The sequence below is a fragment of the Rhodanobacter koreensis genome (assembly GCF_054782855.1).
The window spans coordinates 782,616-798,874 of the sequence record NZ_BAAGRR010000012.1; the positions used below are offsets into that span (position 1 = coordinate 782,616).

The following is a 16,259-nucleotide window of genomic DNA, read 5'->3' on the forward strand; positions in this document are numbered from 1 at the left end:
GCAATTGCACCGGACGCCGGCGTATGCGCCGCACCGGAACGCGCTTTTGGCGTTCAACTCAGTGCCCGTGTCCGTCCACCGTCCACCGCGATGCTGACTCCGTTGACATAGGCTGCTGCCGGCGTGCACAGGAAGGCGATGACCGCGGCGATTTCGCTCGCCTCGCCAAACCGGCGAGCCGGTACCGTGGCCAACATGCCTTGGGCAATTTCGTCCTCACTGCGTCCGCTGGCGGCGACTTGCGCCGCCAGCAGGCCGTCGAGGCGCTGGGTACGGGTGAATCCCGGCAACACGTTGTTGACGGTGATGCCATCGGCGGCGAGTTCAGCGGACAGCGTCTTGGCCCAGCCTGCCACGGCGGCACGCACGGTATTGGAAACACCGAGCCCGGCGATCGGCTCCTTCACCGACGTGGAGATCACGTTGACGATGCGGCCGTAGCCACTGGCACGCATGCCGGGCAGCAGCGCCTGCAGCAGGATTTGACCGGCGATCAGATGCTGGCGGAATGCCGTCTCGAACGCGGCAGGCGCCGCCGTGTTCGCGGGGCCGCCGGGCGGCCCGCCGGTATTGTTGATCAGGATGTGCACCGGCTGGTCTGCGACGATGTCGCCGGCGACGGTCTGCAGGTTGGCGGTATCCAGCATGTCGACGCCGTGCCAGTCGTGCCGCTGGTCCGCATGAGTCCGCGGCAGATTTCCGGCGACCGTCTTCAGGGCATCGGTCGAGCGCGCGAGCAGGGTGACATTGGCACCCAGCTCCGCCAGTTCGATCGCGCTGGCACGGCCGATGCCCTGCGAGGCACCACAGACCAGCGCATGGCGCCCACTCAGATCCAGTTGCATGGGACTCTCCCGTCGGGTTTCAGCGCAATTCCAGACGCATTGCCAGGGCGGCGAGCCAGCATAGCCAACCAAGCCACGGGCTGTAGCGCCATACCCGCTGCCAGCGATTGATGCCGGCATCTTCCAGTGCGGGCAATGCCGGTGAACGCAATGCATGCTGCATCCGGATCCAGATGCGAAATGCCGTGGCCTGACCATGCTCCGGTTCGGCAATGATCTTCCATTGCTGCGGGTGTCGTTGGCGCAGCAGGGCGGCAAGCCGGAACTGAGCCACAAAGGACAACACGAACAGACCGATGCCGCTGGTCAGCAGCGCGAGATACAGGGTGATCACTGGGGGCTGCCACTGGCATGGCTGTTGCTGTTTTTGCTGTTCGTATCGTTGTTGTTGGTGGTGTTGTTGGCGTTGCCGTTGATCCAGGGCAATGGCAATGCCGTTCGCAGGTCATTGAGCAGCCCATCGCCTTGCGGTGCCTTCTTGCAGATCGCGCTGTCGATGGCCTTGGCATAGGTCTTGTTCATCATGCCGATCCACAGCGTACCGTCCGGGCCGTGCGGAATGCTGAAGCTGCCCGTGGAATTCATCTGCAGCGTCGCGGCGGTCGTGTTGGCGACTGACGCGGGTGACTGCTCCCAGTAAGTCTTGCCCGACTGCTGCGTGGCGGAACTGTAGACCAGCATGTAACGCGCCTTGTCGCTGTCGATCTTGGCGCTGCCGAAGGCGCCGGTGGTTTCGTCGCTCCAGCCCATGTGCTCGCACAACTCGATGTCATCCGTGTGGATCGGCTGGAAGCCTTCATCCAGCAAGACGACCGTGGGTGCGAACAGATAGCTGGCATGCAGCCAGCGGCCGTTCAATTCCGATTTCAGCGCCACCCGATAGGGCAGCTTGACGTCGGCCGGCAGGCGAAAGGCGATGAAATAGCTGTGCGTGCCATTGAGGTTGGCGACCATGCTGCCGCTGCCCAGCGTGAACTTCTGCGGCTGCCACGGCAGCATGCTGCTGTAGGAGAAATCGGCGAAACTGCTGCAGCATGGCGAAGCCTGCTGCAACTGTTGCTTGGCTATTTTCAGTGCGTCGGCAGAATCTTCCGTCGGAGCTCGCAGATTCGGCGGAATCAAGACCTTGGCGCTATGGCAGCCAGCCAGCAGTACGGCGAAGATCAGGGCGGCGGTAAAGCGATACGACATGGCGGGCACGGTACTCAGAATTCGGCCGTTCCGGCCGCGCGGGGATAGGGGATGGCGTCGCGGATATTGGCCAGGCCGCAGACGTAGACCAGCAGTCGCTCGAAACCGAGGCCGAAGCCGGCATGCGGCACCGTGCCATAACGGCGCAGGTCGCGGTACCAGCCATAAGTCACGGGATCGAGACCGAACTGGGCCATGCGGCGGTCGAGGTAGTCCAGCCGTTCCTCGCGTTGCGCACCGCCGATGATCTCGCCGATGCCCGGCGCGAGCACGTCCATCGCCGCCACGGTTTTCTCGTCATCGTTCAAGCGCATGTAGAACGCCTTGATCGCCTCGGGGTAGTTCATTACGACCACGGGACGGCCGATATGTTTCTCGGCCAGATAACGTTCGTGTTCGGTCTGCAGATCGATGCCCCAGGCCACCGGGTAGTCGAACTTCTGTCCGGACTTCTGCAGGATCGTGATCGCGTCGGTGTAGTCGATGCGTTCGAACGGCTGCGCGATGAAAGCCTCCAGGCGGCTGATCGCGTCGGGTTGTACGCGTTCGGCGAAGAACGCCATGTCGTCCGCGCGCTCGTCCAGCACCGCCTTGAAGATGGCCTTGAGGAAAGCCTCGGCGCAGTCGGCATTGGCAGTGAGGTCGGCGAACGCGATCTCCGGCTCGACCATCCAGAACTCGGCCAGGTGGCGCGGCGTGTTGGAGTTCTCGGCGCGGAAGGTGGGGCCGAACGTATAGACCTTGCTCATCGCCAGGCAGTACGCCTCGACGTTGAGCTGGCCGGACACGGTGAGGAACGCCTCGCGGCCGAAGAAATCCTTGCGGAAGTCGATCTTGCCATCCGGAGTGCGCGGCAGGTTGGCCAGGTCCAGCGTGGACAGGCGGAACATGTCGCCGGCACCCTCGGCATCCGAGGTGGTGATGATCGGCGTGTTGATCCAGAAGAAGCCCTGCTCGGTGAGGTGGCGGTGGATCGCCATCATCATCGTGTGGCGCACGCGGGTCACCGCGCCGAACAGGTTGGTACGCGGGCGCAGGTGGGCGACTTCGCGCAGGAACTCCATCGAGTGCTGCTTGGGCTGGATCGGGTAGGTTTCCGGATCATCGACGAAGCCGGTGACGATCACCTCGTCGACCTGCAGTTCGAAGCCCTGGCCCTTGCCCTGCGACGGCACGAGGGTGCCCGAGACGATCACGCCGGCGCCGGCAGTGAGGTGCTTCACCTCACTCTCATAGTTGTCCAGCGTGGCCGGCACCACCGCCTGGATCGGGTCGAAGCAGGAGCCATCGGTGACATTGACGAACGACAGGCCGGCCTTGGAGTCGCGCCGCGTGCGCACCCAGCCGCGCACGGTCACCGTGCTGCCGGCTTCGAGCTTGCCGGATAAAGCCTGCTTGACGCTCACCACTGCCATGAATTGAAACTCCTGCTGGAGCACCGCATATCGGTGCACTGAATGGTCGGGACGGCATGCGTGCATTACAAGCGCGCACACAAGACCGCCATGATAATGTAGCTGTTGTCCGGGCTGCGACTTTCCGGGCCAATGAATACGAGGCTGGATACACCCGATCATGAGCATCAGCATCACCCCCGCCGCCAATGAACGCATGCGCCTTTTCCTGGCAGCCACGCCGGCTGCGGCCGGGGTACGGTTCGGCGTCAAGCGCACTGGTTGTTCCGGGTTCGCCTACGTGGTGGACCTGGCCGAGTCGGTCGGCGAGGGCGATCAGCTGGTCGAGGTGGACGGCGTGCCGCTGGTCATCAACGAAAAGAGCGTGGCCCTGGTTGAAGGCACGGTGATCGACTTCCAGCGTCAGGGCCTCAATGCCAGCTTCGTGTTCCACAATCCCAACGCTACCGGTGAATGTGGCTGCGGCGAGAGTTTCACGGTCGGTTGAGTCTTAGCTTTCAATCGCTTGCGCCAAGTACCTGCGGCATTCTACAATTCCGCTTCTGTCCATGCCCGCAAGGCCATGGACGGGACACTTGCCTCACCGCATCGGCGGGAGGCTGCGAGGCCGCAAGGCCGCATCCACAAGGAGTCAAACCACAATGACCCTGCGTCATTACGAAGTTGTGTTCATGGTCCACCCTGACCAGAGCGAGCAGGTTCCGGCCATGCTCGAGCGCTACAAGGCGCTGATCGAGACCGACGGCGGCAAGATCCATCGTCTGGAAGATTGGGGCCGTCGTCAGCTGGCCTATCCGATCGTGAACCTGGCCAAGGCACATTACGTGCTGCTCAACATCGAAGTCAGCCAGAACGCACTGAACGAGCTGGAGTCGGGTTTCCGCTTCAACGACGCCGTGTTGCGTCATCTCGTGATCCGTCGCGACGAGGCCGATATCGAGCCGTCCTTCATCCTGAAGTCGAAGGAAAAGGATGACGCCAAGTCCACCCGTCGCCGTGACGACGAGGGTGATGGCGAAGGCCGCGGCCGTGACCGCGATGACCGCGACAACGATCGCGACAGCGACGACTGATAGGAACCCAGACCATGTCCAAGTTTTTCCGCCGCCGCAAATTCTGCCGCTTCACTGCCGAAGACGTGAAGGAGATCGACTACAAGGATCTCAACACCCTGCGTCAGTACGTCACCGAGAACGGCAAGATCGTGCCGAGCCGCATCACCGGTACCAAGGCGCGCTACCAGCGCCAGCTGGCCACCGCGATCAAGCGCGCCCGCTTCCTCTCGCTGCTGCCGTACACCGACAACCACGACGTCTGATCGTGACCGGCCGCAGCCTCGTGCTGCGGCCGGCTGTTTCGCCCGGCTTCGACCGGGTGCGACTTCAGGCACCCTTCGGACAACCGTCCTCTGGCTGCGTCGGGCCACACCGGCGCTAACGAAAAGGAAGCATCATGGAACTCATTCTCCTGCAGAAAGTCCGCAACCTCGGCAACCTTGGCGACAAGGTCAACGTGAAGCCGGGTTACGGCCGTAATTTCCTCCTGCCGCAGGGCAAGGCCGTACGCGTCAATGCCGCCAACCTGGCCGCGTTCGAACAGCGTCGTGCCGAATACGAAGCCAAGGCCAACACCCTGCTGGCCGATGCCGAATCGCGCAAGGCCAAGCTGGCCGATGTGTCGGTGACGATCTCGGCGCACGCCAGTGCGGAAGGCAAGCTGTTCGGTTCGGTCGGTCCGCGTGATATCGCCGAGGCTCTGGCTGCTGCCGGTCACACCGTCCACAAGGGCGAAGTGATCCTGGGCGAAGGCCCGCTGCGCCACACCGGCGAGTTCGACGTTGCGGTGCACCTGCACGCCGACGTGCACACCACCGTCAAGGTGATCGTGGTCGGCGACAAGGACAAGTAAGCGACACCATCACACGATGGAAGCCGACGGGCGCCGCGAGGCGCCCGTTTGCTTTGGGCGGCAGGAACGCGAAACAGGCGCCAGGCCACCTGCGGCTGCCAGTCTTATCCCCATCAACGCACAGCTTATCCACAGACTTATTGTCTCGACGGGTGAGACGCCGCCGCGCATGATGGTCGGCGTGACCACCCGCGGGATGTCGGTGCATCGCGTGCCGGTCGTGGGTCATTCTCCTGAGGTAAGTCGATGTCCTTCGTGCCCGAACGCAAATCCTCGTCCTCGGCCATCGAGGCGCTGCGGGTGCCGCCGCATTCCATCGACGCCGAGCAGGCGGTGCTCGGCGGCTTGATGCTGGCGCCGGACGCGCTGGACAAGGTGGCCGACCGGCTGGCCGAAGACGACTTCTACCGCAAGGATCACCGCCTGATCTGGCGTGCAATCAACGAGCTGGCGAACAAGGGCATGCCGTGCGACGCGGTGACCCTGGGTGACTGGTTCGAGAGCAACGGCCTGGCCGAGATGGTCGGCGGTGCCGGCTACCTGATCGAGCTGGCCAACAGCACGCCGAGTGCCGCGAACATCGCCGCGTATGCCGAGATCGTGCGCGAGAAGTCGGTGATGCGCCAGCTGATCGATGCCGGTACCTCGATCACCGAGGATGGTTACCGGCCCGAAGGCAAGAGCGTGCAGGAAGTGCTGGAAAGCGCCGAGCAGCGCGTATTCCACATCGCCGAGTCCGGCGCGCGCGGCAAGAAGGATTCTGTCTCGATGCGCGAGGCGGTGAAGGATGCCTTCCGCCTGCTGCACGAGCGCTACCAGAATCGTGGCCAGCTCACCGGCATCACCACCGGTTTCACCGACCTGGACAACCTCACCTCCGGCCTGCAACCGTCGGACCTGATCATCGTCGCGGCGCGCCCGTCGATGGGCAAGACCGCGTTCGCGCTGAACATCGCCGAGACCGCCGCGATCCGCAGCAAGAAGGCGGTGGTGGTGTTCTCGATGGAAATGTCCGCCTCGCAGCTGGCGTTCCGCCTGATTTCCTCGGTCGGCCGCATCCACCAGCAGCACCTGCGCAACGGCGACCTGCAGGAGGAGGACTGGCCGCGCGTCTCCAACGCCATCTCGATCCTTTCCGAGGCGAAGATCTTCATCGACGACACGCCCAGCCTGTCGCCGGTGGAACTGCGCTCGCGTTCGCGCCGGCTGCACCGCGAACATGGTGGCCTGGGTCTGATCGTGATCGATTACCTGCAGCTGATGCAGGTGCCCGGCAACAAGGAGAATCGCGCCACCGAAATTTCAGAAATTTCGCGTTCACTCAAGGGCCTCGCCAAGGAGTTGAACGTGCCGGTGATCGCCCTGTCGCAGTTGAACCGCTCGCTGGAACAGCGTGCCGACAAGCGCCCGATGATGTCCGATCTGCGCGAATCCGGCGCGATCGAGCAGGACGCCGACGTGATCATGTTCATCTACCGCGACGATTACTACAACAAGGAGTCGCCGGACAAGGGCATGGCCGAGATCATCATCGGCAAGCAGCGCAACGGCCCCACCGACACCTGCAAGCTGACCTTCCTCGGCCATTACACCAAGTTCGAGAACTACGCGCCGGATTCCTTCGTCGGGTCGTTCGAGTGATGCCGGGTTCCCGTTCACGATGAGTCGTACCACCGTCGCCACCATCCATCTCGGCGCGCTGCGCCACAACCTGGCGCGGCTGAAGGCGCTGGCTGCACCGGCGAAAGTGATGGCGGTGGTCAAGGCCGATGCCTACGGTCACGGACTGGAGCGGGTTGCCCGCGCGCTGGATGGTGAGGCCGAAGCCTTTGCGGTGGCGGCACTGGGCGATGGCCTGCGTCTGCGGGCGGCCGGACATCGGCAGCGCATCGTGGTGCTGTCCGGTCCGGACAACGCCAGTGACCTTGCCGAGATGCAGCGGCTGCGGCTGGATGCAGCGATCCATCACGACGCGCAGCTGCAATGGCTGGCGCAGGCCTCGCCGGCGCGGGGGCGCCTGCGCGTCTGGCTGAAGGTCGACAGCGGCATGCATCGGCTCGGCTTTGCGCCGGAGCGTGTCGCCGACGTGCATGCGCAACTCGCCGCGATGCCTGGCATCGATCCCGAGATCGGGCTGCTCACGCACTTTTCCGAATCCGAAGTGTTCGATGGCACGCAGACGGCGGCGCAGATCGCCCGCTTCGTCGAGGCGACAAGGGCGCTCGACGGGCCGCGCTCGTTGTCCAACTCCGCAGCCGTGCTCGGCTGGCCCGATGCACGCGGCGACTGGGTACGCACCGGCGGCCTGCTGTATGGGTTGTCGGTGGTCGATGGCAAGGACGGCGCGGATTTCGGCTTTCGTCCGGCGATGACGCTGAGTACCCGCCTGATCGCGGTCAACCGGATCGGCAAGGGCGAACGCATCGGCTACAACGGTACCTGGACCTGCCCGGAGGACATGCCGGTCGGTGTGGCTGCGGTGGGTTACGGTGATGGTTACCCACGCAGTGCAGTGGCCGGCACGCCGGTGCTGGTCGGCGAGCGGCGCGTGCCGCTGATTGGCCGCGTCTCGATGGACCTGATCACGCTGGATCTGCGCGAAGCCGCCGGGGCGAGAATCGGTGATCGCGTGGTGTTATGGGGGCCGGAGCTTCCGGTCGAGCTGATCGCCGCGCAAGCAGGCACGATCTCCTACGATCTCACCTGCGGCATGACCCGCCGCGTGTTGTTCGTCGAAGACGAAGACTGATCGGCGCGGTCGGGGACGATCGCCGACAGCGCCATGCGTCGATGTGTCTCGCGGTGTGCGATGACGGCAGGCTAAGCTCTCGACCATCACCATCTTCCCGTTGGAATCCGCATGGCCAAAGCCAAGACCGCCTATGTCTGCACCGAGTGCGGCGCCGAGCACAGCAAGTGGCAGGGGCAGTGCGTCGAGTGCGGCGTGTGGAATACGCTCAGCGCGGTGGTGCTGGCGCCGGCATCGGCGGCATCATCGGTCGGTGCGCAGCGTTCCAGTTATGCCGGCAACGCGGCAGGCGCACCGCAGATCACGCCACTGACCGCGGTGGCATTGACCACCGAGGCGCGCACGCTGACAGGTATCGGCGAGCTGGATCGCGTGCTCGGCGGCGGCCTGGTGCAGGGCTCGGTGGTGTTGGTCGGCGGCGATCCTGGCATCGGCAAATCCACCTTGCTGCTGCAGATGCTCGGCACACTGGGCGCGCATCTGTCCAGCGTCTACGTCACCGGTGAGGAGTCGCTGTCGCAGGTGGCCTCGCGTGCCCAGCGCCTGGGCCTCTCGCTGGAGCCGTTGCGGGCGCTGGCCGAAACCTGCATCGAGCGCATCCTGGAGCAGGCAGTGGCGACGCGGCCGCGAGTACTGGTGATCGATTCGATCCAGACGATCTGGACCGAACTGCTGCCTGCCGCGCCCGGTTCGGTCAGCCAGGTACGCGAATCGGCAGCGAAGCTCACGCGCTTTGCCAAGGAAACCGGCACCTCGGTATTCCTGGTGGGGCATGTCACCAAGGAGGGCGGCATCGCCGGCCCGCGCGTGCTCGAGCACATGGTCGATGCCGTGCTGTATTTCGAGGGCGAGGCGGGGTCGCGTTTCCGTGTGCTGCGCGCATTCAAGAACCGCTTCGGTGCCGTGAACGAGCTGGGCGTGTTCGCCATGTCCGACAAGGGACTGCGCGAGGTGCCGAATCCGTCGGCGATCTTCCTGTCCTCGCACAGCGGGCCGACCTCGGGCAGCGCGGTGATGGTCACGCGCGAAGGCACGCGGCCGCTGCTGGTCGAGGTGCAGGCGCTGGTCGATCAGTCCTCGCTGGGCAACCCGCGCCGCGTCACCCTGGGGCTGGAGCAGAACCGGCTGGCCATGCTGCTGGCCGTGCTGCATCGGCACGGTGGCGTGGCGGCGTACGATCAGGACGTGTTCGTCAACGTGGTCGGCGGCATCCGCGTGCAGGAGACGGCTGCCGACTTGCCGGTGCTGCTGGCGGTGCTGTCGTCGCTGCGCGACCGGCCATTGCCGGAGCACACCATCACGTTCGGCGAAGTCGGCCTGTCCGGTGAAATCCGCCCGGTGCCGAACGGCGAGGAACGCCTGAAGGAGGCTGCCCACCACGGCTTCCGCCGCGCCATCGTGCCGAAGGCGAACGCACCCAAGAAGGGCAAGGTGGGCGAGATGGAAGTGGTCGGGGTGGAGCGGTTGAGCGAGGCAATCGATGCCTGCCGCTGAGCGGGTTCAGCCCATCGTGCGATGCAAGATCACTTCGAGCACGAACTTCGAGCCGAAGAATGCCAGCACCAGCATCGCCATGCCGATCAGGGTGAGGTTGACTGCGCTGCGCCCGCGCCAGCCGTAACGCCAGCGACCCCACAGCAGGGCGCCGAAGATCAGCCACGCGACGATGGTCAGCACGGTGGTATGCACCAGGTGCTGGGCGCGGATGTCGTCGATGAACAGCAGGCCACTCAACAGGGTCAACGTGAGCAGGGCAAAGCCGGCGCCGATCAGGCGGAACAGCAGGGACTCGGTCTGGATCAGCGGCGGCAGTGCGCGGATCAGTCGTCCCGGGCGGTGCGAGCGCAGCGCGCGTTCCTGCACCGCCAGCAGGATCGCCAGCACCGCCGCGATCGACAACAGGCTGTAGGCGAGCAAGGCGATCACCACGTGCAGCTTGATCTGCCAGTCGATCGGCGTGGGCGTGGTCGGCGGTGCCAGGAAGACATCCAGTGCCAGCAACAGGGCGGCCAGCGGAAACACGATCACGCCGAGGCCGGCAACCGGTCGCGCCAGGTTCACCAGCAGGGTCAATGCCGCCACCACGCAAGCAACCAGCGACAGCGCCGCGAAAAAATGCAGGTCGATCCGACCGCCATGCGCACCCAGCAGTACGCCGGCGTGCAGCAGTACCGCCAGGGTGGCGGTGCCCAGGCCGAGGCGTTGCGGCGTCCGCGGACAGCCGGTCATCGGCGCTGCCAGCAAGCTGGCAGCGCCGATATACAGCACGATGGCAAGGATGGAGGTCAGGACGATCAGCATGGCGGGCAAGTGTCGCACAGGGGCCTGTCGGCATGCATGCGAAGGCGGTCACTGCGTCCGCTATAATTGCCGCTTTCCTGTTTGCCGGTTCCGTCATGTTCGAGTCGCTCAGCCAACGTCTTTCCATCACCGTCAATCGTCTGCGCGGCCGCGGCCGGCTGACCGAGGAAAACATCCGCGAATCGCTGCGCGAGGTGCGTATCGCGTTGCTTGAAGCGGACGTGGCGTTGCCGGTAGTGCAGGCGCTGATCCAGCGCATCAAGGTACGTGCGGTCGGCCAGGATGTGTTGAAGAGCCTGTCGCCGGGCCAGGCGCTGGTAAAGGTGGTCAGCGACGAGCTGACCGTGGTGATGGGCACCGCCAACACCGAGCTGAACCTGGCCCAGCAGCCACCGGCGGTCGTGCTGATGGCGGGTCTGCAGGGCGCCGGCAAGACCACCACGGTGGCCAAGCTGGCGCGTCTGCTGACCGAGCGCAAGAAGAAAAAGGTGATGGTGGTCAGCTGCGACGTCTATCGTCCGGCGGCGATCGAGCAATTGCGTACGCTGGCCGAACAGGTCGGGGTGAAGTTCTTCCCGTCCGAGGCCGGTCAGGATCCGGTCGCCATCGCCAAGGCCGCCGTGGCTGCAGCCCGGCGTGAGGTGGTCGACGTGCTGATCGTCGATACCGCCGGCCGCCTGCACGTGGACGAGGCGATGATGGCCGAGATCAAGGCGTTGCACGCCGCGATCACGCCGATCGAGACGCTGTTCGTGGTCGACTCGATGACGGGCCAGGACGCCGCCAACACCGCCAAGGCGTTCAACGAGGCGTTGCCATTGACCGGTGTGGTCCTGACCAAGACCGACGGCGATGCGCGCGGCGGTGCCGCGTTGTCGGTGCGCTATGTCACCGGCAAGCCGATCAAGTTCCTCGGCGCCGGTGAGAAGAGCGATGCGCTGGAGCCGTTTCATCCGGATCGTCTGGCCCAGCGCATCCTCGGCATGGGCGACGTGCTGTCGCTGGTCGAGGAGGTCGAACGCAAGGTCGACCAGGACAAGGCACAGAAGCTGGCCCAGAAGGTGATGAAGGGCAAGCGTTTCGACCTGAACGACATGAAGGACCAGCTGGAGCAGATGGGCAACATGGGCGGCCTGGCCGGCCTGATGGACAAGCTGCCTGGCGTGGCCGGCCTGCCGGACAGCGTCAAGTCCAAGGTCAACGATGGCGAGATGAACCGGATGGTCGCGATCATCAACTCGATGACCAAGAAGGAACGCCGCCATCCCGATCTGCTGAACGGCTCGCGCCGCGCCCGCGTGGCACGAGGCTCGGGCACCCAGCCAGCCGACGTCAACCGCCTGCTCAAGCAGTACATGCAGATGGAAAAGATGATGTCCAAGCTGTCCAAGGGTGGCAGCAAGGGCCTGATGCGCCAGATGCGCGGTGCCATGAAGGGCATGGGTGGGATGGGCGGCATGGGTGGTTTGCCGCCACCGCGCTGATCAGTCCGGGCAGGATGGCCTGAAAATCGGGAAAGCATGCCTCGAGAAGAGGTTGCCATGGCCCTCGAACCCCATTCCCTATTCCCTTTTCCCGAAAAACCGCTAAAATGCCCCGTTTACCGCGCACGTCTCTCGTGCGCCTGCCGCTCATTCGGCAATTCTGGAGTTCTACTATGGTCAAGATTCGTCTTTCGCGCGGTGGCGCCAAGGGCCGCCCGTTCTACCACGTCGTTGTGACCGATCAGCGCAGCAAGCGCGACGGCCGCAACATCGAGAACATCGGCTATTACAACCCGGTCGCGTCGGGCAAGGACAAGCGCCTTGAGCTGAACGTCGAGCGTGTCAAGGAGTGGGTGGGCAAGGGCGCCCAGCTGACCGACAAGGTCGCCGCGCTGGTGAAGGAAGCCGGCAAGCAGCAGGCTGCCTGAGTACGGTACGTATGAGTGGTGCGGCAGCTGGTCGGCGCGTGCTGATCGGACGCATCGTCGGGCTGTACGGTGTGCAGGGCTGGCTCAAGATCGAATCCTGGGCTGAGCCGCGCATGCGGATCTTCGATTACCAGCCATGGCTGCTCGGTGCAGCGCCTGGCGCGGAGAAGGAGATCACGGGAGCAATGGGTCGTGCGCAGGGCAAGGGCATGGTGGCCCAGCTGCCCGGAGTGGACGATCGGGAACAGGCGGCAGCGTTGGTCGGTACCGACATCTATGTCGCCCGCGAACAGTTGCCCCCTCCTGCGAAGGATGAGTATTACTGGGTCGATCTCGAAGGGCTTGAGGTCGTCACCACGCAAGACGTGAAGCTGGGGCGGGTCAGTCACCTGTTCGCCACCGGTGCCAACGATGTCGTGGTAGTGAGGGATGGCGAGCGCGAGCGGCTCATTCCTTTCATCCAGGGTTCGTACGTGCGTTCGGTGGACTTGTCCGCAGGGCGCATGGTGGTGGACTGGGATCCCGAATTCTGACGTTGCATCGCATCGCGACAAGGGCTTGAGGATTCATGCGCATCGACGTCGTCACCTTGTTTCCCGACTTCGTGCGCCAGTGTGCCGCCGTCGGTGTGGTGGGCCGCGCTCAGCAACGCGAGTTGCTGCAGGTGGAAACCTGGAACCCGCGCGACTACGCCACCGACAAGCACCGCACCGTTGACGCCAGCTCGTATGGCGGCGGCCCCGGGATGGTGATGATGATCGAGCCGTTGCGCACGACCCTGGCAGCCATGCGCGAGGCTGTACCGGAACCGGTGCATCTGATTTATCTTAGTCCGCAGGGAGCGCGACTGACGCAGGGCAGGGTGGAGGCGTTGGCAAAGCGGCCGCGCATCGCCTTGCTTTGTGGGCGTTATGAAGGTGTGGACGAGCGTTTGCTGGCGCACGAGGTCGACGAGGAGCTGTCGATCGGCGATTATGTGCTGTCCGGCGGCGAGCTGGCTGCTGCGGTGATCATCGACGCAGTGGGTCGGTTGCAGGACGGCGCGTTGAACGACGCGCAGTCGGCCGAGCAGGATTCATTTTCGGATGGCCTGCTGGATTGCCCGCACTATGCGAAACCGGTGCACGATGCGCTGGGTTCCGTGCCGGAGGTGCTGTTGTCCGGTGACCATGCGGCGATTGCCCGTTGGCGCCTGAAGCAAGCACTGGGACGGACCTGGCTGCGCCGACCGGAGTTGTTGTCGCAGCGTGGACTGGATGCTGCATCCAGGGCCTTGCTGGATGAATTCCGTCGTGAACATGCTTCGCAAGAGCAGACACGACAAGACGATGCGACCGAGTGACGGCCGCAACATTGATATAGCAAACGTGAACCGAACAGGTGCGCCATGAACAAGATCATTGAACAGTTCGAATCCGAGCAGATCACCCGCCAGTTGCCGGAATTCAGCCCCGGCGACACCGTGGTGGTCAACGTGAAGGTGAAGGAAGGCAACCGCGAGCGCGTGCAGGCGTTCGAGGGCATCGTCATCGCCAAGCGCAGCCGTGGCCTGCATTCGGCCTTCACGGTACGCAAGATTTCGCACGGCACCGGCGTGGAGCGCGTGTTCCAGGCGCACAGCCAGGCGATCGATTCGCTCACGGTGAAGCGCAAGGGCAAGGTGCGCGGCGCCAAGCTGTATTACCTGCGTGGTCTGGAAGGCAAGGCTGCCCGCATCAAGGAAGATGTCGCTGCTGCTGCTGCCGCCAAGGCCAGCGCAAAGGCTGCCGCTGCCGCCGAGTAATCCTCGCTGCGGTTGTTCCGGTATTGAAAAGCCCGCGGAGCGATCCGCGGGCTTTTTGCTGCAGCCGTCTCGGGCAGGGCGTTCGCTATCAGTCCAGTCGTTGCGGCTGCTGCAGGAAGTTGCCCTGCACGAAATCCACGCCGCAAGCGAACAGCAGCGATGTGCTGGTGGCGTCCTCGACCCATTCGGCAATCGTCTGGCGCTTCAGTTCGCGCGCCTGCTGGCAGATCTCGGCGATCTTCTTCTGGTTTTCCGAGTGCTGCGGCAGTTCGGCCATGTAGCTGCGGTCGATCTTCAGATAGTCGGCATCGATGTGGTTGAGTATCTGGAACGAGTTCAGGCCCGAACCGAATTGTTCCAGGGCAAAACGGCCGCCCAGCTTCTTCCAGCCATTGACGAACTCCTGGGCCGGGCGCAGCAGGGTCATCACCTTGCTCTCGGTCATCTCCAGCACGAGCTGCCCGCGCTTCAGCGCCGCCTTGCGCAGCCGCTCGTCCAGCCAGGGCAGCAGCGTGTTGTCTTCCAGCGAAGCAGCAGTGAGCTTGATGAAGAACGTGGTCTGCTGGCCCTGGTTCTCGCGTGCCTGCAGCGCAGTGATGGCGCGGTTGAGTACCCAGCGGTCGATCGCGCCGGTGAGATTGTGCTTTTCGGCAATCGGCATGAAGAAGCCGGGCAATACCTCACCTTGCGGGCCGTTCATGCGCAGCAGGATTTCGGAATAGTCGCCTTCGGCATCCTGCAGGCTGATGGTCTGCTGGTGGTAGAGCACCAGGTCGTCCTGGGTCAGGGCCTTCTGCAGCAGATCCAGCCAGTAGCGGTCGCGCTCCTCGTCGGCCTTTTCGCGTGCGGCCGGGTCGTGCAGCTCCACCTTGCTGCCGCCGAGGCTCTGCGCTGTGCGCAGGGCTTGGCTGGCCTGGTTGAGCAGCAGCTCGGTGTTGGCGTTTTTCTCGCCAAGCAGGCTGCCGCCGATGCTGGCGGTGACCGTGATCGAACGCGTACCGGCATCGAAAATCTCGTTGCTGACGCTGTGCTGCAGCTTGGCGATCCATTCCCGGATCAGCTCGTCAGAGCGCGAGTCCAGCACTACGCCCAATGTGTGCTCGGCGAGCATGCCGGCGACATCATCGCTACCCAGCAGCATGCGGATGCGGTCGGCAAAGCCGGCCAGCAACTCATCGGCCTTGCCCAAGCCGATGCCGGCCACGATCGCGGCCCAGTTGTCCGGTTCGACCAGCAGCAGCGCCTGGCCCTTCTTGCCCTTGGCAGCCGCGGTAACGGCGTCGTCGATGCTGGTCAGCATGCGGGCGCGGTTGAACAGGCCGGTGACCGGATCGCGCTGCAGCTGTTCCAGCACGGCCTGATCGACCAGCTGGCGGCGGAACACGATCTGCAGACAGGGCTCGCCCTCGAACGTGGCGGGCGCAAATTCCACGGTGGCGTCGAACGCGCTGCCATCGGCCCGGCGTGCGTGCAGGGCGAGCTGCGAGGGCAGCTTTTCCTGTCGCGCATGCCCCCGCAGCAGCGCCTTGAACTCGTCCGCGTTGGCCGAGTCGATCATGTCCAGCACCGGCAGCCCGAGCAGATCGTCGAAACTGTCGTAGCCAAAGGTTTCCAGATAGGCGTGGTTGGCACGCACATGCATGCCTTCGTGCACGTAGGCGATCGCATCGGTGGAGGAATCCAGCAGCGCATCGCAGCGGCGCTCGGATTCACGCAGCGAGGTTTCCAGCCGGCGCACCTGGCGGCGTGTCTGAAGTGACTCGAATTCGCGCTGCAGCACCGCAATCAGCTGTTTTGGCTGGTTGCGTGAGGCTACACCGCGGACACCATGCACAAACATGTCCGCGATGACCTGGTTTTCGAAGTTGTTGACCAGACCAAGCAACGAATAGTCGCGCCCATACGCATCGAGCACTTTCACTGCCTCGGCCAGGCCAAGGCCGGTGACCGCCGGGTCGAACATCACCACGTCCGGCTCCAGCTCGTTCACCGCGGACTGCAACTGCTCGACGTTGGTGGCGCGAGCCGGCCGCACGGCGATGCCGGTGTTGCGCAGCAGGCTGATGATCTGCTCCGCCTCCTCAAGCGAGTTCTCGATGAAGAGGATCTTGATGACGTAGTCTTTTTTCATGGGGCGTTGAGCTGTCCGTTGATC

General features: G+C 64.2%; 18 protein-coding genes. 12 read left to right on the forward strand and 6 right to left on the reverse strand.

Features of this window, described 5'->3' with window-relative positions:
* Positions 1-53 precede the first annotated feature (53 nt).
* Genes ACYVKM_RS17210 through asnS form a run of 4 tightly spaced genes read right to left on the reverse strand, consistent with a single transcriptional unit; the run spans position 54 to position 3,451 of the window.
* Complete coding sequence (locus ACYVKM_RS17210; RefSeq protein ID WP_460878835.1) at positions 54-845, reverse strand: SDR family oxidoreductase; 792 nt, start codon at positions 843-845, stop codon at positions 54-56.
* Positions 846-864: 19 nt separating this feature from the next.
* Positions 865-1,179 (reverse strand): hypothetical protein, encoded by a 315-nt coding sequence (locus ACYVKM_RS17215; RefSeq protein WP_460878836.1) that lies wholly within the window; start codon positions 1,177-1,179, stop codon positions 865-867.
* Entirely contained in the window at positions 1,176-2,036 is an 861-nt protein-coding gene (locus ACYVKM_RS17220) for a MalM family protein (protein ID WP_460878837.1), read from the reverse strand. The genes ACYVKM_RS17215 and ACYVKM_RS17220 overlap by 4 nt, the downstream gene beginning before the upstream one ends.
* Positions 2,037-2,050: 14 nt before the next feature.
* Positions 2,051-3,451, reverse strand: a complete 1,401-nt coding sequence (asnS, locus tag ACYVKM_RS17225; protein ID WP_460878838.1) for an asparagine--tRNA ligase — start codon at positions 3,449-3,451, stop codon at positions 2,051-2,053.
* Positions 3,452-3,611: 160 nt separating this feature from the next.
* Here asnS and ACYVKM_RS17230 point away from each other — a divergent pair, with 160 nt between their 5' ends.
* The 7 genes from ACYVKM_RS17230 to radA all read left to right on the forward strand — a co-directional run bounded on the left by ACYVKM_RS17230 (position 3,612) and on the right by radA (position 9,602).
* Entirely contained in the window at positions 3,612-3,938 is a 327-nt protein-coding gene (locus ACYVKM_RS17230; protein ID WP_460878839.1) for a HesB/IscA family protein, read from the forward strand.
* 154 nt (positions 3,939-4,092) lie between these two features.
* A complete protein-coding gene (rpsF, locus tag ACYVKM_RS17235; protein ID WP_149364367.1) occupies positions 4,093-4,524 on the forward strand; it encodes a 30S ribosomal protein S6 in 432 nt (143 codons plus the stop codon).
* A 14-nt stretch (positions 4,525-4,538) separates the two neighbouring features.
* Positions 4,539-4,769, forward strand: a complete 231-nt coding sequence (rpsR, locus tag ACYVKM_RS17240) for a 30S ribosomal protein S18 (RefSeq protein ID WP_007081973.1) — start codon at positions 4,539-4,541, stop codon at positions 4,767-4,769.
* Positions 4,770-4,903: 134 nt separating this feature from the next.
* The gene (gene rplI, locus ACYVKM_RS17245) at positions 4,904-5,359 is read left to right on the forward strand and encodes a 50S ribosomal protein L9 (protein WP_460878840.1); all 456 of its coding nucleotides are present in this window, start codon (positions 4,904-4,906) and stop codon (positions 5,357-5,359) included.
* Between the two features lie 246 nt (positions 5,360-5,605).
* On the forward strand, positions 5,606-7,000 hold the full coding sequence (locus ACYVKM_RS17250; protein ID WP_460878841.1) for a replicative DNA helicase: 1,395 nt from the start codon (positions 5,606-5,608) through the stop codon (positions 6,998-7,000).
* A 19-nt stretch (positions 7,001-7,019) separates the two neighbouring features.
* A complete protein-coding gene (gene alr, locus ACYVKM_RS17255) occupies positions 7,020-8,108 on the forward strand; it encodes an alanine racemase (protein ID WP_460878842.1) in 1,089 nt (362 codons plus the stop codon).
* A gap of 111 nt (positions 8,109-8,219) precedes the next feature.
* On the forward strand, positions 8,220-9,602 hold the full coding sequence (gene radA / locus ACYVKM_RS17260; protein ID WP_460878843.1) for a DNA repair protein RadA: 1,383 nt from the start codon (positions 8,220-8,222) through the stop codon (positions 9,600-9,602).
* A 6-nt stretch (positions 9,603-9,608) separates the two neighbouring features.
* Here radA and ACYVKM_RS17265 read toward each other — a convergent pair whose 3' ends face one another.
* The gene (locus ACYVKM_RS17265) at positions 9,609-10,409 is read right to left on the reverse strand and encodes a cytochrome C assembly family protein (protein ID WP_460878844.1); all 801 of its coding nucleotides are present in this window, start codon (positions 10,407-10,409) and stop codon (positions 9,609-9,611) included.
* A gap of 95 nt (positions 10,410-10,504) precedes the next feature.
* Between ACYVKM_RS17265 and ffh the strand changes: the two genes are divergently transcribed.
* The 5 genes from ffh (at position 10,505) to rplS (ending at position 14,104) form a co-directional block, all read left to right on the forward strand.
* The gene (ffh, locus tag ACYVKM_RS17270) at positions 10,505-11,893 is read left to right on the forward strand and encodes a signal recognition particle protein (RefSeq protein WP_460878845.1); all 1,389 of its coding nucleotides are present in this window, start codon (positions 10,505-10,507) and stop codon (positions 11,891-11,893) included.
* A gap of 173 nt (positions 11,894-12,066) precedes the next feature.
* Positions 12,067-12,321, forward strand: a complete 255-nt coding sequence (rpsP, locus tag ACYVKM_RS17275; RefSeq protein ID WP_056386481.1) for a 30S ribosomal protein S16 — start codon at positions 12,067-12,069, stop codon at positions 12,319-12,321.
* Positions 12,322-12,332: 11 nt separating this feature from the next.
* A complete protein-coding gene (gene rimM / locus ACYVKM_RS17280) occupies positions 12,333-12,854 on the forward strand; it encodes a ribosome maturation factor RimM (protein WP_460878846.1) in 522 nt (173 codons plus the stop codon).
* 35 nt (positions 12,855-12,889) lie between these two features.
* On the forward strand, positions 12,890-13,663 hold the full coding sequence (trmD, locus tag ACYVKM_RS17285; RefSeq protein WP_460878847.1) for a tRNA (guanosine(37)-N1)-methyltransferase TrmD: 774 nt from the start codon (positions 12,890-12,892) through the stop codon (positions 13,661-13,663).
* A gap of 45 nt (positions 13,664-13,708) precedes the next feature.
* On the forward strand, positions 13,709-14,104 hold the full coding sequence (rplS, locus tag ACYVKM_RS17290) for a 50S ribosomal protein L19 (RefSeq protein WP_460878848.1): 396 nt from the start codon (positions 13,709-13,711) through the stop codon (positions 14,102-14,104).
* An 88-nt stretch (positions 14,105-14,192) separates the two neighbouring features.
* Here the strand turns inward: rplS and ACYVKM_RS17295 are convergent, their stop codons facing one another.
* Positions 14,193-16,235: an EAL domain-containing response regulator gene (locus ACYVKM_RS17295; protein ID WP_460878849.1), complete on the reverse strand. Its 2,043-nt coding sequence runs from the start codon at positions 16,233-16,235 to the stop codon at positions 14,193-14,195.
* Between the last annotated feature and the right edge of the window lie 24 nt (positions 16,236-16,259).

Coding starts and splice junctions, on each gene's coding strand:
- ACYVKM_RS17210 (WP_460878835.1), bottom strand. CDS start 845: ATGCAACTGGATCTGAGTGGGCGCCATGCGCTGGTCTGTGGTGCCTCG.
- ACYVKM_RS17220 (WP_460878837.1), bottom strand. CDS start 2,036: ATGTCGTATCGCTTTACCGCCGCCCTGATCTTCGCCGTACTGCTGGCT.
- asnS (WP_460878838.1), bottom strand. CDS start 3,451: ATGGCAGTGGTGAGCGTCAAGCAGGCTTTATCCGGCAAGCTCGAAGCC.
- ACYVKM_RS17230 (WP_460878839.1), top strand. CDS start 3,612: ATGAGCATCAGCATCACCCCCGCCGCCAATGAACGCATGCGCCTTTTC.
- rpsF (WP_149364367.1), top strand. CDS start 4,093: ATGACCCTGCGTCATTACGAAGTTGTGTTCATGGTCCACCCTGACCAG.
- rpsR (WP_007081973.1), top strand. CDS start 4,539: ATGTCCAAGTTTTTCCGCCGCCGCAAATTCTGCCGCTTCACTGCCGAA.
- rplI (WP_460878840.1), top strand. CDS start 4,904: ATGGAACTCATTCTCCTGCAGAAAGTCCGCAACCTCGGCAACCTTGGC.
- ACYVKM_RS17250 (WP_460878841.1), top strand. CDS start 5,606: ATGTCCTTCGTGCCCGAACGCAAATCCTCGTCCTCGGCCATCGAGGCG.
- alr (WP_460878842.1), top strand. CDS start 7,020: ATGAGTCGTACCACCGTCGCCACCATCCATCTCGGCGCGCTGCGCCAC.
- radA (WP_460878843.1), top strand. CDS start 8,220: ATGGCCAAAGCCAAGACCGCCTATGTCTGCACCGAGTGCGGCGCCGAG.
- ACYVKM_RS17265 (WP_460878844.1), bottom strand. CDS start 10,409: ATGCTGATCGTCCTGACCTCCATCCTTGCCATCGTGCTGTATATCGGC.
- ffh (WP_460878845.1), top strand. CDS start 10,505: ATGTTCGAGTCGCTCAGCCAACGTCTTTCCATCACCGTCAATCGTCTG.
- rpsP (WP_056386481.1), top strand. CDS start 12,067: ATGGTCAAGATTCGTCTTTCGCGCGGTGGCGCCAAGGGCCGCCCGTTC.
- rimM (WP_460878846.1), top strand. CDS start 12,333: ATGAGTGGTGCGGCAGCTGGTCGGCGCGTGCTGATCGGACGCATCGTC.
- trmD (WP_460878847.1), top strand. CDS start 12,890: ATGCGCATCGACGTCGTCACCTTGTTTCCCGACTTCGTGCGCCAGTGT.
- rplS (WP_460878848.1), top strand. CDS start 13,709: ATGAACAAGATCATTGAACAGTTCGAATCCGAGCAGATCACCCGCCAG.
- ACYVKM_RS17295 (WP_460878849.1), bottom strand. CDS start 16,235: ATGAAAAAAGACTACGTCATCAAGATCCTCTTCATCGAGAACTCGCTT.